16 protein-coding genes are annotated in these 12787 nt (G+C 72.5%); 6 read left to right on the top strand and 10 right to left on the bottom strand.

The genetic code is table 11. From position 1 onward, the window contains the following. Window positions 1-33 precede the first annotated feature (33 nt). The gene (locus EYA84_RS01085; RefSeq protein WP_131051089.1) at window positions 34-234 is read left to right on the top strand and encodes a hypothetical protein; all 201 of its coding nucleotides are present in this window, start codon (window positions 34-36) and stop codon (window positions 232-234) included. A gap of 181 nt (window positions 235-415) precedes the next feature. Here the strand turns inward: EYA84_RS01085 and EYA84_RS01080 are convergent, their stop codons facing one another. Further along, window positions 416-997 carry a GIY-YIG nuclease family protein gene (locus EYA84_RS01080; protein ID WP_236145534.1) on the bottom strand — a complete coding sequence of 194 codons (582 nt, stop codon included), beginning with the start codon at window positions 995-997 and terminating at the stop codon, window positions 416-418. 115 nt (window positions 998-1112) lie between these two features. On the opposite strand from EYA84_RS01080, the gene EYA84_RS01075 reads away from it, so the two are divergent. Beyond that, window positions 1113-1634 carry a hypothetical protein gene (locus EYA84_RS01075; RefSeq protein ID WP_131051087.1) on the top strand — a complete coding sequence of 174 codons (522 nt, stop codon included), beginning with the start codon at window positions 1113-1115 and terminating at the stop codon, window positions 1632-1634. 39 nt (window positions 1635-1673) lie between these two features. On the opposite strand, the gene EYA84_RS01070 is transcribed toward EYA84_RS01075, so the two are convergent. From EYA84_RS01070 to EYA84_RS01040, 7 genes are read right to left on the bottom strand one after another with little or no spacing between them, the layout of a single operon-like run. Beyond that, window positions 1674-2690, bottom strand: coding sequence for a sensor histidine kinase KdpD (locus EYA84_RS01070; RefSeq protein WP_131051086.1), 1017 nt, complete (start codon window positions 2688-2690; stop codon window positions 1674-1676). Beyond that, window positions 2687-3397, bottom strand: coding sequence for a response regulator transcription factor (locus tag EYA84_RS01065; protein WP_131051085.1), 711 nt, complete (start codon window positions 3395-3397; stop codon window positions 2687-2689). Before EYA84_RS01065 ends, EYA84_RS01070 begins: the two co-directional genes overlap by 4 nt. A gap of 10 nt (window positions 3398-3407) precedes the next feature. Beyond that, on the bottom strand, window positions 3408-3866 hold the full coding sequence (locus EYA84_RS01060) for a hypothetical protein (RefSeq protein ID WP_131051084.1): 459 nt from the start codon (window positions 3864-3866) through the stop codon (window positions 3408-3410). Further along, on the bottom strand, window positions 3863-5077 hold the full coding sequence (locus tag EYA84_RS01055) for a molybdopterin-dependent oxidoreductase (protein WP_236145533.1): 1215 nt from the start codon (window positions 5075-5077) through the stop codon (window positions 3863-3865). The genes EYA84_RS01060 and EYA84_RS01055 overlap by 4 nt, the downstream gene beginning before the upstream one ends. Then, window positions 5074-5715, bottom strand: a complete 642-nt coding sequence (locus tag EYA84_RS01050; protein ID WP_201272257.1) for a class I SAM-dependent methyltransferase — start codon at window positions 5713-5715, stop codon at window positions 5074-5076. The genes EYA84_RS01055 and EYA84_RS01050 overlap by 4 nt, the downstream gene beginning before the upstream one ends. After that, window positions 5712-6371: a TIGR04282 family arsenosugar biosynthesis glycosyltransferase gene (locus EYA84_RS01045; RefSeq protein ID WP_131051083.1), complete on the bottom strand. Its 660-nt coding sequence runs from the start codon at window positions 6369-6371 to the stop codon at window positions 5712-5714. The genes EYA84_RS01050 and EYA84_RS01045 overlap by 4 nt, the downstream gene beginning before the upstream one ends. Further along, window positions 6368-7027: a glycosyltransferase family 2 protein gene (locus EYA84_RS01040; protein ID WP_131051082.1), complete on the bottom strand. Its 660-nt coding sequence runs from the start codon at window positions 7025-7027 to the stop codon at window positions 6368-6370. The genes EYA84_RS01045 and EYA84_RS01040 overlap by 4 nt, the downstream gene beginning before the upstream one ends. A 123-nt stretch (window positions 7028-7150) precedes the next feature. On the opposite strand from EYA84_RS01040, the gene EYA84_RS01035 reads away from it, so the two are divergent. The 3 genes from EYA84_RS01035 (at window position 7151) to EYA84_RS01025 (ending at window position 10481) form a co-directional block, all read left to right on the top strand. Continuing rightward, window positions 7151-8200 carry an NAD(P)-dependent oxidoreductase gene (locus EYA84_RS01035; protein WP_131051081.1) on the top strand — a complete coding sequence of 350 codons (1050 nt, stop codon included), beginning with the start codon at window positions 7151-7153 and terminating at the stop codon, window positions 8198-8200. Then, on the top strand, window positions 8197-9573 hold the full coding sequence (locus EYA84_RS01030) for a hypothetical protein (protein WP_131051080.1): 1377 nt from the start codon (window positions 8197-8199) through the stop codon (window positions 9571-9573). Before EYA84_RS01035 ends, EYA84_RS01030 begins: the two co-directional genes overlap by 4 nt. A gap of 104 nt (window positions 9574-9677) precedes the next feature. Next, window positions 9678-10481 carry an S-methyl-5'-thioadenosine phosphorylase gene (locus tag EYA84_RS01025; protein WP_131051079.1) on the top strand — a complete coding sequence of 268 codons (804 nt, stop codon included), beginning with the start codon at window positions 9678-9680 and terminating at the stop codon, window positions 10479-10481. A gap of 89 nt (window positions 10482-10570) precedes the next feature. Here the strand turns inward: EYA84_RS01025 and EYA84_RS01020 are convergent, their stop codons facing one another. Both EYA84_RS01020 and EYA84_RS01015 read right to left on the bottom strand, forming a co-directional pair. Next, window positions 10571-11287 carry an SDR family oxidoreductase gene (locus EYA84_RS01020; protein WP_131051078.1) on the bottom strand — a complete coding sequence of 239 codons (717 nt, stop codon included), beginning with the start codon at window positions 11285-11287 and terminating at the stop codon, window positions 10571-10573. 56 nt (window positions 11288-11343) lie between these two features. Continuing rightward, window positions 11344-11751: a nitroreductase family deazaflavin-dependent oxidoreductase gene (locus EYA84_RS01015; protein WP_131051077.1), complete on the bottom strand. Its 408-nt coding sequence runs from the start codon at window positions 11749-11751 to the stop codon at window positions 11344-11346. 174 nt (window positions 11752-11925) lie between these two features. Between EYA84_RS01015 and EYA84_RS01010 the strand changes: the two genes are divergently transcribed. Beyond that, a complete protein-coding gene (locus tag EYA84_RS01010) occupies window positions 11926-12780 on the top strand; it encodes an SDR family NAD(P)-dependent oxidoreductase (protein WP_131051076.1) in 855 nt (284 codons plus the stop codon). Window positions 12781-12787: the final 7 nt, after the last annotated feature.

Below are 12787 nucleotides of genomic sequence, written 5' to 3'. Positions count from 1 at the left end.
GGAAGCAGGAATCGACGACGTGCGGGAGTGGTCATGGGCGACGGTGACGCGGCAGACCCCGGCGACCTCGGCGGACCGGACTTCGCTCCGGTGGTGCCCGTGGTGCAGAGCAGTGCCTTCGGCGCCCCACCGGAGCATCGGGCGACCATCATCCTTGGCCCCGGATATCACGGGTACGCCGTCCTGACCCGGACCCCACCGCAGCCTGATCCCGACCCCGATCCGCCTGCCTGACACCTACCGGGTGCTGCCCCTCGATCCGTCAGGTGACCGTGTCCAGCAGCCCCGACCCGGCGGACCGCGATCGGCGACGACGACTACTACGTGACCGTATCGATCATCGCGAGCTGACCCGCCGGCGGTGACGCGTCGACAGCCGTCGGCACCTGACCGGCCGGTGCCGGGCCGCACGCCGTCACGAGTGGGGTTGGTCCGGCTGACTGCTGGTGTTGTACGCGTCCTTGGCGGCGATCACGGCCGCCTGAAGGTGCTCCGGATCGACGCCGTGGACGTTGAGCGGCGGGTGCAGACGCCGCACGAGGTCGGCCTCGATGATCGTGGGCTCCGGGTCCTCGGCCCACGTCAACCGCAGGTGCGCGGACATCCACGCGGTCAGCCGCGCCTCGTCCTCCGGAACCAGGACGACCCGATCGGTCCACGTGGTCCGGTAGCCCTCCGCCAGCAGAAGCCCGGCCAGCGTACGGCGCAGCGTCGAGCTGCCCGACCGCCGCAGATGGTTGCGCAGGATCCGACCCCGCAGACTGGTCGCCCGCCCGAGATACAGCATCCGCAGCGACGGGACGTGCTCGTTCGGCGGCCCGGGAAGATCGGGCAGGACCAGCGGGTCGGCCCACCAGGCGTACACGCCGCTGCCACGGCTGAGCCGCTTGGTGGCGACATCGAGCTCGACCGGTACGCCGGAGAGCAGCCGCAGGGCCTCGTCGATCCGGTCGTCGTCGGAGGGAAGGTCGTCGGGTCGTACCTGGTGAACGGTCATCGAGACCATCCTAGGTCCCGGGCCGATCGTGGCCGGGGCCGCCGGACCTGCGCGGACGTGGGGTCCTGAGCCGGAGGGGTTTCGCCGGACGTCGGCAACGGGTAGCGGGTTGTCCATGGATCGCAATCTCGCCAGGGCCCTCCGGGTCGCGTGGGAGCTGCCGGAGTTCCGCGACGGGCTGCGTCACCTCGTCGATCTCGACGAGGTGGCACACCTGCTGGCGAGGTTGTCCGTGGCGGACCGGGACCACGAGGTGGAACGCAGCCTGTTGACGCTGCTGCGTACCGGCCTGGACACGCCCGAGATCCGGGAGGCGGTGTTGCTGCTGCTGGAGAACGACGACGTGCGTCGCCCTCTGGTCGCCGCGGTGCAACCGCTGGTCAAGCAGCCGGGCCAGGCGGCGGCCATCGCGTCGGCAGCCGAGGACCCGACGGTACGCCGTGAGGTGCGGGCGGCTCTGGACAGTGCCCGGGTGCGTGAGCTGATCTGGCAGGCGATCGACGACCAGCAGAGCAACAAGCGGTTCGGTCTGATCCGTCGGGCGGCGGTGCTGTTCGTCCGGCACGCCAGCGTCCGGCGTCTCACCTGGGCCCTGCGCCGGCACGGTGTACTCCGGGAACTACGTCGCGACTCGTGAGTCTCGTGGCCGTGCGCTGCCCGCGCCACCGGGTCGTGCTCAGGTGGCCGGTAGGCGTACCTCGAATCGGCAGCCACGGTCGGTGTTGCGGACGTCGACCCGGCCGCCGTGTGCCTCCACGAGGCCCCGCACGATGGCCAGGCCGAGCCCTCCGCCACCGCCCGATCCGGCGGCCCCGGGTGTGCGGGCCCGTTCGCCTCGGAACGCGACGTCGAAGACCCGGTCCAGGTCCTCGCCGGGGATGCCGCCGCAGGTGTCGGAGACGGCCAGCCACACGTTGTCGGGATCGTGGCCGGCGGCGATGTGCACGCTGCCGTCCTCCGGTGTGTACCGCACGGAATTGATCAGCAGATTGCTGACGATCCGGGCGAGTTCGCGTTCGCCGGCACGGACGTAGGGCCAGCCGCTGTCCGCGGCGATCAGGTGGATGCGGCGGCGGGCGGCGAGCGGCGCGACTCCGGCGATCGCGTCGGACACCACGTCGCGGAGCGGCACGGTGGTGGGCACGAGTCGCAGCGCGCCGGCGTTGATCCGGGACAGCTCGAACAGGTCGTCGACGAGTTGGGCCATCCGGTCGGTCTCCACCCGGATGCGTCGGTGGTATTCGTCGACGACGGCCGGGTCGTGGATGATGCCGTCCTCAAGGGCCTCGGCCATGGCCCGCAGCCCGGCCAGGGGAGTACGCAGGTCGTGGGAGACCCAGGCGACGAGTTCCCGACGACCGGCCTCCAACCGCCGTTCGCGGTCCCGGGCCGTCTGCGCCCAGACGGCCGAGGCGGCCAGCCGACTGCCGAAGACGGTGCCGACGGCGAGGCTGATCACGGCGGCGGCGCTGACCGTGACCAGGACGACCCACAGGTCGTGCGGGGAGAGGAACATGGCCTGTGCCACCGTGACGATTCCGGCGACCACGGCGAGCACGGTGACGGTGAGCAGCACCAGGATGTGCACGAGGATCGACCGGCCCCGCAGCAGCCGCAGCGCTGCGGCGCCGGCCAGGCCGACGGCGCCGCCGGCAGCGAGGGCATAGAGCCCGATGAGCAGCGTGTCGGTCACGCGCCGGTGTCCTCGTCGAGCGGGTCGTAGCGGTAGCCGACGCCCCAGACGGTGCGGATGCGCTGTGGCTCGGCCGGGTCGTTCTCGATCTTCTCGCGCAGGCGGCGGACGTGAACGGTGACCGTGGACTGGTCGCCGAACTGCCAGCCCCAGACCTTGTCCAGCAGGTCGCTGCGGGACCAGGCGCGCCCGGGATGACGCATGAGGAACATCAGCAGATCGAACTCCCGGGAGGTCAGCGCCAGCGGTGCACCGTCCAGCCTGGCGGTGCGTCGGGCGGTGTCCACGGTCAGCGCCGCATCGACGAGCTTGGCCGAGGCGGTGGGCGGTGCGGCGGGTGCGGCGGTGCGGCGGAGCACGGAGCGGATGCGCAGCACGAGTTCGCGGGGGGAGAAGGGCTTGGTGACGTAGTCGTCGGCGCCGACTTCGAGACCGAGGACCCGGTCGGCCTCCTCGCCGAGGGCGGTGAGCATGACCACCGGCAGGTCCGGCAGTTGTCGCCGGATCCGGCGGCACACCTCCAGACCGTCGATGCCGGGCATCATGAGGTCCAGGACCACGAGGTCGGGGCGCGCGGCGGCGATCGCGGCGAGACCGTCGGCGCCGTCGGCGGCCAGTTGAACCTCGCAGCCGGCCTGTTCCAGGTAACGCCGGACGACGTCACTGACCGTCGGGTCGTCGTCGACCACCAGCACGCGATGTCCCATCCTGAGCACGCTATCCACCGGAGGTCGCGGACCGCCCCTCGCCCGGCCTTTCGGATTCCTTACGATCCGCCGCCATGCGCCGCCGCCCGCGAGACAGGCACACCAGCAGCGTCGTGCCGGCGATGACCAGCAGGACGGCGAGGAGATTGCGGCCGTACGGCAGGGGCAGCACCGAGGCGTTGTCGGCCACGCGCCCGTACCCCAGAACCAGGGGGAGCGCCACCACGGTGATCGCGGCGGCGTTCACGGCGGCCATCCGCAACGTCATCCGGTGCCGCAGTGGGACCCGGGTCGACGCGGCACCGACGGCCAGGACGGCCGCCATCCACACGACGTCGTGGCCCGCCAGGACGGCGGCCAGGAAGAACAGCACGCCGCCCAGTGCCAGGTCGGGATCGGTGACGGCACCGACGACGGCGTACGCCATGAGCAGGCACCCGCCGACGACCAGGACGGTCCGGGTCCTCATCGGTGCTCCTCGACGGTGATCCGGCTGACCCATTTGGTCTGGAGCACACCGGGCCGGTTGGGCGCGATCAGCCGGGCCGGGTAGCCGTGGTCGAGGTGCAGCGGTGCGTCGCCGAGCCGCAACGCGATCAGGGTCAGCGGGTCACCGACGTGTTCCGGCGGCACGGTGCAGGCCCGGTAGGCGCCGCTCACCTGCAACGACTCGACCAGTGCCGTGGTGTGCCGGGGATCGGCGTCCACCAGCGCGACCAGGTCACGCAGCCGTACTCCGGTCCACGTCGCGGTGGCACTCCAGCCTTCCACGCAGGCGATCGGCAGGCGCGCGGTGTACTGCGGCAGTGCGTGGAGAGCGGCGAGGTCCAGGCTGACGCGGCGACCCGGTGCGGTGATCTGGAGGCGGTACGCCGGGTCGAGGGCGGTGGTGCGTACTCCGGCGCCGTCAGCGGTCCGGTTCACCGGTAGGCCCTGTGGTCCCGTGCCGGGGTGGCGGGGGGCGAGTACCGCGATGCCGGCCAACGGGCGGATCGTCTGCCCGACCGTGGTCAGGGTGATCAGCCCGCTCGCGGTGGCGACGCCGCCGAGCAGTGCGCGTCGGCTCAGGCCGTCCTGCCGTGGTTCGTCGCGGGGGCGGGCGAGGGCGGCGCGGACGGCGGGCAGGTGGACACCGACGTGCACCAGGAGTGCGCCGAGCGCCAGCCAGGCCATCCGGTAGTGCCCGGCGGTGAAGAAGAACGGCATCGGCGCGTACCAGCGGGAGATGTTGAGGACGCCGCTGACCAGCAGGAACAGGGCGGAGGCGACGAGTACGGCGAGGCTGGTGCGTTCGGCCGCGTGGGCGAGTGAGCGGGCCGGCGGCCAGCCGAACAGGTGGGGGTAGACCGACCAGAGTTTGACGCCGAGCAGCGGTATCGAGGCGAGACCGGTCGCCACGTGCAGGCCCTGGGTGAAGCGGTAGAGCCCGATCGGGCGCGACGGCCACCCGAACCAGTCCGGTGGGTGTTGGATCAGGTGGCTGAGCAGGCCGGTGGCGAAGCAGATGCCGAAGGCCAGTCCGAGGGCGGCGCCGAGTTGGCTGGTGAGCCGGGTGGACCGTGACCGGGACGGAAACGCCCCGGGGCGGGCCGGTCCCCGCCGCAGCGTGGCAGGTGGTGGCGGCAGCGGGGCCAGGCACCACTGCGCGATCCGTCGGGGGACGCTCGCGGGGCCGGTCACCGCGGGGTCAGGGTGGCGAACCACCGGCCTGCCTCCGTCCAGGTGTGCAGGACGCGCATCGCCGTGGCGTCGGCCAGTCCGGGCAGGTCGTCGAGGGGTACGCAGGCCCAGCGCAGTGCGCGGCCGTCGCTGTGTGGGCTCTGGACCTGCGCGGTGCCGGCCCAGGCGGGCGTACCGGCGGGTGCCAGTTCCACGTGCAGGCGTCCGTCGGCGGCCAGCAGGTGACGGCACCGGTGCAGCAGCCGGGGCGGGTCACCGCCGATACCGATGTTGCCGTCGGCCAGCAGCAGGTGCCGCCAGCGGCCGGTGCCGGGCACCGGGCCGAAGACGTCGCGGCGCAGGGCGGGTGCACCGCGTCGGCGGGCCAGGCGGACGGCGCTGGCGCTGAGGTCGATGCCGAGGGCCGTGCGGCCGGCGTCGACGAGTGCGCTGGTGAGTCGGCCGGGGCCGCAGCCGACGTCGAGGGTGTGGCTGGTGCAGGCGGCGATCAACGTGTCGTCTCCGGCGATGACGTCACGGCACCAGGCGGCCGGGTCGAAGCGGTACTCGGCGCCACTGGCGTGCCGGGCGGTGAATCCGGCCGGGATGCCGGCGGCGGCCCGGTCGATCGCGGTGTCGAAGACCGCGACGGCGTTCACCGGGTCACCGCTGCGGGACGTGGCATCTCAGTGGCGACGGTCCGGGCGAACCGGCTGCCCGGTGGACACAGGGCCGCCACGGTGTGGGCGTCGGCGGCGGTGTCCACGTCGGTCAGTTCCGGCATCAGGTGCACCCGCAGGCCGCGACGGCGTAGCGCGTCCAGGGTGTGCCGGCCGGTGGTCGTCGTGGAGGTCGCGATGGTGCGCAGCACGGTGGCGTGGTGGGGGTCGCGCAGGCCCAACGTCCACCAGCCGCCGTCGGTGGCCGGGCCGAGGACCGCGTCCGGACCGCCGGTCGCGCCGAGCAGTTCTCGGGCCGCGTCGAGGTGCTCGGTGCGGAGTTGAGGGGTGTCCATGCCGACCAGGACGGTGGGTGTGCCGGGTCTGCGGGTGCTCGTGAAAGCGTGGGCGAGGCGGTCGCCGAGGAGAGCGCCGCGCTGGGGGTGCGTCACCCATCCGGCGGGGGTGGGGTGGGTGCCGTCGAGGACGAGGGCCCGGGTGCCGGCTGCGGTGGCGGAGACGGTGTCGAGGGTGTCGGCCAGGGCGGCGGCGGCGATCCGGGCGGCCTGCGCGGGCGTGCAGGGTGGGCAGAGCCGCGTCTTGACCCGTCCGGGCGTGGGTGCCTTGGCCAGCACCAGGATCTGGAGGTCGTTCACCGGGCCAGCACCGCACTCATGTCGCGGATGGCACGGGCGGTGCCGAGCAGGGTACCGGTCACCTTCGAGCGGGTGCCGGCGGCTCTGGGGTGGTAGGCGACGTCGATCTCGACGACCCGCCAGCCGGCCCGGTCTGCCGCGATCAGCAGCTCCAGCGGGTACCCGAACCGGCGGTCGCGCAGCCCGAGGGCGAGCAGGTCGTCGCGGCGCACGGCCCGCATCGGGCCGATGTCGTGCACGTGCAGGCCTGTGGTGCGGCGCAGCCGGTGCGTGAGGACGGCGTTGGCCGCCCGCGCGTGCAGCGGCCACACCCCGCGCGCGGCAGGGCGGCGTCGGCCGGTCGCCAACTCCGCCTGCCCATTGCGTACGGAGGAGGCCAGCCAGGGCAGTTGCGCCGGGTCGAAGGAACCGTCGGCGTCCATCACGCACACCACCCCGTCGACGGGGTCCGCGGCCAGGACACCGGCGTGCACGGCGGCACCGTAGCCGGGTTCGGCCACGCTGATCACCTGCGCGCCGTGGGCGCGTGCCACGTCGGCCGAGCCGTCGGTCGAGCCGTTGTCGACCACGATCGGTCGGTAGCCGGCCGGTATCCGGGCCAGCAGGGCGGGCAGCGCCGGGGCCTCGTTCCGGCAGGGAAGCACCACATCGGTCATGTCGCGGACGCTAATGAGGATCTCGCGGGCCAGGTATTACCAGCCGATGATGAAGTCTTACGGAGCGCTGACGGCTCGTCCGCGCGGCTCCCTGCGGGGCCCGGCTGGCTCTAGCGTCGGCGCGTGCCTCACGTACTCGTCACCGGCGGAGCCGGTTTCATCGGGACCCATGTCGTCGCCGCGCTGCACCGCGCCGGTCATCAGGTGTCCGTGGTGGACGCCGGCCACCCGGGTGCGCACCGCACGCCGCTGCCGGACACCGTGGACGGTGCCCCGCTGCGCCGGGTCGACCTGCGCGACCGGGCCGCCGTCGCCGGCGCTCTGACCGGCGTCGACGTGGTGGTGCACCAGGCGGCCATGGTCGGGCTCGGCGTCAACCTCGACGACCTGCCCGAGTACGTCGGGTGCAACGACCTCGGGACCGCCGTCCTGCTCGCCGAGATGGCCCGCGCGGACATCCACCGGCTCGTGCTGGCCAGTTCGATGGTCGTCTACGGTGAGGGCGCCTACCGCTGCGCCCGGCACGGTGCGGTCCGCCCCGCTCCCCGTGCGGCCGCCGACCTGGCCGACGCGCGGTTCGAACCGCCCTGCCCCGACTGCGGCATCGCGCTGGATCCGGGGCTGGTCGACGAGGAGGCGCCGCTGGACCCGCGCAGTGTCTACGCCGCCACCAAGGTGGCCCAGGAGCACCTGACGTCGGCCTGGTGCCGGCAGACCGGTGGCACGGTGGTGGCGCTGCGTTACCACAACGTGTATGGCCCCGGCATGCCGCAGGACACCCCGTACAGCGGGGTCGCGGCGATCTTCCGCTCGGCGCTGGCCGCTGGTCGGGCCCCGCGCGTGTTCGAGGACGGCTGTCAGCGGCGGGACTTCGTGCACGTCGACGACGTGGCGGCGGCCAACCTGGCGGCGGTGGCCGCGACCGGATGCCGGGTCGGGTGGCGCGCCTACAACATCGCCTCCGGGCATCCGGCCACCATCGGGCAGATGGCCACCGAACTCGCCCGGGCCGCCGGGGGACCCGCGCCGGTGGTCACCGGCGATTTCCGGCTCGGCGACGTCCGCCACGTGGTGGCCTCACCGGCCCGTGCCCGAGCCGAACTCGGCTTCCGCGCGGCGGTCCGTCTCACCGACGGCGTCGCGCAGTTCGCCCACGCGCCGCTGCGCGGATGAGGACGGCGCTGCGGCGCGACACGGCACGGGCCGACGTGATCGCCGTGCTGGTCGCCGTCGGGCTGTTCGCCGTGGCCGCCGTGGTCGGCGGTGTGCTCTACCTGCTGGGACGTCCGGTGTACGCCAGCGCGGCACCCCTGTACGCGCACTGGCGGCCGCACATCGGCCCCGGCACTCCGCTGGCCGTGGCGGTGGCCGTCCTGGTCTGCTGGCGGGGACCCGCGCTGGCCGCCCGCCTGCCCTGGCGGCGGCTGCTCGTGTCGTCCTATGCCGCCGCAGTGGCCTGGACGCTGTCCCTGGCGCTGATCGACGGCTGGCAGCGCGGCGTCGCCGGCCGGTTGACCACCCGCCACGAGTACCTGCACGAGGTGCCCGGCGTCACCGACATCCCCGCCATGCTGACTACGTTCACCACCCGGATCCTGGACTTCCAGCCGGACTCGTGGACCACCCACGTCTCCGGCCATCCACCCGGCGCGCTGCTGGTGTTCGTCTGGCTCGACCGGATCGGGTTGAGTGGCGGCGGCTGGGCCGGGGCGCTGTGCATCCTGACCGCCGCGCTCACCGCCGTGGCCGTACCGCACACCGTGCGACTGCTCGGCGGCGACGACGCGGCGCGTGCCGTCCTGCCGTTCGCGGTGGTGTTCCCCGGGGCGGTGTGGGCCGGGGTGTCCGCCGACGGCCTCTTCGCCGGTGTGACCGCCACCGGCGTCGCGGTGCTGGCCCAGGCCGTCATCCGGGGCAGCGCGGTCGGTGCGTTCGTCGGCGGTGCGTTGCTGGGTTTCGGCTGCTACCTCTCCTATGGCCTGGTGTTGATGGTGCCGATCGCGGTGGCCGTGGTGATCCTGGGGCGCCGGCACCGGTCCGTCGCGTGGTGGGCGCTGGGGGGCGCGGCGCTGGTCGTCGGGGCGTTCACGGTGGCCGGCTTCGACTGGCTGGCCGGCTATCACCTGGTGATCGAGCGCTACTACCAGGGCCTGGCCAGTCGGCGCGCCTACGGCTACTGGGTGTGGGCGAACCTGGCGCTCCTGCTCGTCGCCGCCGGTCCGGCCGCCGTGGTCGTCCTCCGCCGCGCCACCGTCGCCGGGTGGCAGGCGGTCGCGTCGCTGCGGTCGAGGGCCGACGTGGTCGGGCTGCTCGACGGCAGACCCGGGTACGCCGCCTGGCTGCTGCCCCTTGCCGCGGCGGCGGCGATCGTGGCCGCGGACCTGTCCGGCTACAGCAAGGCCGAGGTCGAACGCATCTGGCTGCCCTTCACCGGGTGGCTGATGGCCGGTGCCGCCCTGATTCCCGGCCCCGGCCGGCGCACGTGGCTCATCGCGCAGGCAGTGGTGGCGCTCGCGGTCAATCACCTGCTGTTGACGGCGTGGTAGGGCCCCGCTCCGAGCGCATTCCCGCATCAACACGAACTGCTCGCGAGTCCCGGACCGGGACCGATCCCGGACCTGCCGGGATGTCGACCATGGAAGGTGAACTCGTGTCCCCATCTGCTGACCTCGCCGTCATCGGCGGCTCAGGTCTCTACGCGCTGCTCGACGGCGCCACGGAACACACCGTCCAGACCCCGTACGGCCCGCCCTCCGACGCGGTGACGATCGCCGACGTGGGTGGACGTTCGGTGGCGTTCCTGCCACGACATGGCCGTGACCACCGGCACCCGCCGGGCCGGATCCCGTACCGGGCCAACCTGTGGGCGTTGCGGTCCCTCGGCGTACGGCAGGTGCTCGCGCCCTGTGCCGTGGGCGGCCTGCGGCCGGACCTCGGCCCCGGCACCTTCGTGGTACCCGATCAGCTCGTCGACCGGACCAGCGGCCGGATCCAGACGTACTACGAGCAGGGCGCCGCCCACGTCTCCTTCGCCGACCCGTACTGCCCGGCCGGGCGGCGGGCCCTGCTGTCCGCCGCCGCCGGCCGGGGCGTCGACGCCCACGACGGCGGCACCATGGTCGTGGTGGAAGGACCGCGCTTCTCCACCCGTGCCGAATCCCGGTGGTACACCCAGATCGGCGGTGCGGTCATCAACATGACCGGTCACCCGGAGGCGGTCCTCGCCCGCGAGTTGGCCCTCTGCTACAGCGCGATCGCCCTGGTCACCGACCTGGACGCCGGAGTGCGAAGCGGCCAGGGCGTGACCCAGGAGGAGGTGTTCCGGGTCTTCGGCGAGAACACCGAACGGCTGCGGGGCCTCCTGCTCGACGCGATCGCCACGCTACCGGCCGCGCGGGACTGCCCCTGCCCGCACAGTCTGGACGGCATCGCCCTGCCGATCGCGCTGCCCTGAGTTCGGGTGGCGGTGAGGTGTCCCGGCGCGGGACCGGTCCGAGGACCGGTGGCCGCGCCGGGAACGCCGCGCGCCGCGTACCGCATGGTTCAGGTACGCGCGCTGTTCACCTGCTCGAAGCGGAACTCGCGGATGAAACAGTCTCGCGGTTGTGCCACCGCGAAGAGGACGCAGTCGACGACCGACTGGGCGGTGAGGTCGCTGTCCGCCCGCCGGGGCCCGTCCTGGACGAAGTCCGGTGGGAACAGGGAGATAACTCGGATCCCTTCCGGGCGTAGCCGGTGCGACAGGATCTCGGCGAGTCCGGCGTGGGCGTGCTTGGCCGCGTAGAACGCGGGATGCGCGCCCGACCGGTGGTGGCCCACCTCGCCACAGGCGGAGATCATGTTGACGATGTCCGGCCGTGCCGACGCGCGCAGCAGCGGCAGCAGGTGCTTGGTCAACAGGAGGGTGCCGGTCCCGCCGGCAGCCATCACGCTCTCGATCGTGTCGTCCGCGACGTCTGCCAGGTCGTCACCGTGGATGTAGGCGGCACCGTTGTTGACCAGCACGTCGAGGTGGCTCGTGCGGTCGGCCAGGGCCGCCGCGAATTCCCGCACCGAGTCCGGCGCGGCGAGGTCACAGGAGAATGCCTCGGCGCGGCCCGCTCCGCGCCGGTTGATCTCATCCGCGACGTGCCGCGCCGCCACCACGTCGCGGGCCGAGAGGAAGACCTGCGCACCGCGTGCGGCGAACGCCTCGGTGAGCAGTCGACCCGTGTCACGTGCTGCGCCGGTGATGGCGACGCGCACACCGTCAAGATCCATGGCCGCCAGTGAAGCACCTCAACCCCGGTTCAGGTCAACGAGACGGTGTCGTCCGCCTACGGCGCAGGTTCCAGGACGACGACCGGGATCTGGCGGGTGGTCTTGCGCTCGTAGTCGGCGAAGCCCGGGTAGGCGGCCTTCTGCGCGCTCCAGATCCGCTCCCGCTCGTCACCCTCGGCGACCCGGGCGACCAGCTCGACCGTGTCCGTGCCGATCTCCGCCCGGATCTGCGGATGCGCGACGAGATTGTGGTACCAGTCGGGGTTGGTGGGTGCCCCGGCCTTGGACGCGAACACGGCGTAGCCGCCGTCCAGCTGCTGGTACATCATCGGGCTCACCCGCGTCTGGCCGCTCCTGGCGCCGACCGTGTGCAGCAGCAGCAGCGGCGCGCCCTCGAACTGGCCACCCACCTGCCCTCCGTTGGCGCGAAACTCGGCGATGACCTTCTCGTTCCAGTCGCTCATGGATTCCCCTCGCCCGTGCATCGGCTCCGTGACCACGATTCTGTCAGTCCCGGCGATCGATGACACGGCGACGCGGGTGAGTGGCCGCCCGGTCCGCGCGTCTGGCGTGCCGCAGGTTTACGACATGTTGTCGCAATCTTGACGACAGGTTGTCGTATAAGGCAGAGTGCGGACATGCAGAAGCTGATCGTGGTCACCGGTGCTTCCACCGGCATGGGTGCCGCAACCACCCGCGAACTGGCCCGCCAGGGATTTCACGTGCTGGCCGGTGTGCGACGCGACCGCGACGCCGACGCCGTCCGTGCGACCGGCATCGAACCGGTCATTCTCGACATCACCAGAGCCGAGCAGGTGGCGGCACTCGCCGCACGGGTCGACCACGATCCGCGTGCGCTGCACGCTCTCGTCAACAACGCAGGAATCCAGGTGAACGCGCCGGTCGAGGCACTGCCGATGGCGCAGTGGCGGTGGGTGTTCGAGGTCAACCTGTTCGGCCATGTCGCTGTCACCCAGGCGCTCCTGCCCGCGCTGTTGCGCGGCAAGGGCCGCGTGGTCAATATCAGCTCGATCGGCGGTAAGGCCGCCATGCCGACGTACGGGGCGTACGCCGGGGCGAAGTTCGCCTTGGAAGCGGTGAGCGACTCGCTGCGGCGGGAGGTCGCGCCGCTGGGCGTGCCGGTGGTCGTGGTCGAGCCCGGCGGCGTCCGCACGAAGATGGCCGCCCGTGGGGTCGCCACGGCGAACGAATTGGCTGCCGAGATGACGCCGGAGCAGGACGCCCGGTACGGCAGCCTGATCCAGGCGATCAACACGTTGATGGAGACGGGTACGGCGTCAGGCGTGACGGCCGACGCCGCCGCCCAGGTCATCGCGAAGGCCGTGACGGCCCGCAGGCCGCGTACCCGCTACACGATCGGCCGTGATGCCGCCCTGGTCATCAGCCTGACCCGGCTGCTCTCCGATCGGATGCTCGACCACGTCATCGCCGCCAACCTGCGCCGCCACTACCCGAAGGCAGCCACCGGATGACCCACTG

Origin of the sequence: Verrucosispora sp. SN26_14.1 (assembly GCF_004307965.1) — a bacterium.
In the GTDB taxonomy this organism is placed as follows: domain Bacteria; phylum Actinomycetota; class Actinomycetes; order Mycobacteriales; family Micromonosporaceae; genus Micromonospora.
The sequence above is the reverse complement of the archived record's forward strand: the minus strand, read 5'-3'. Positions and strand labels throughout refer to the sequence as shown.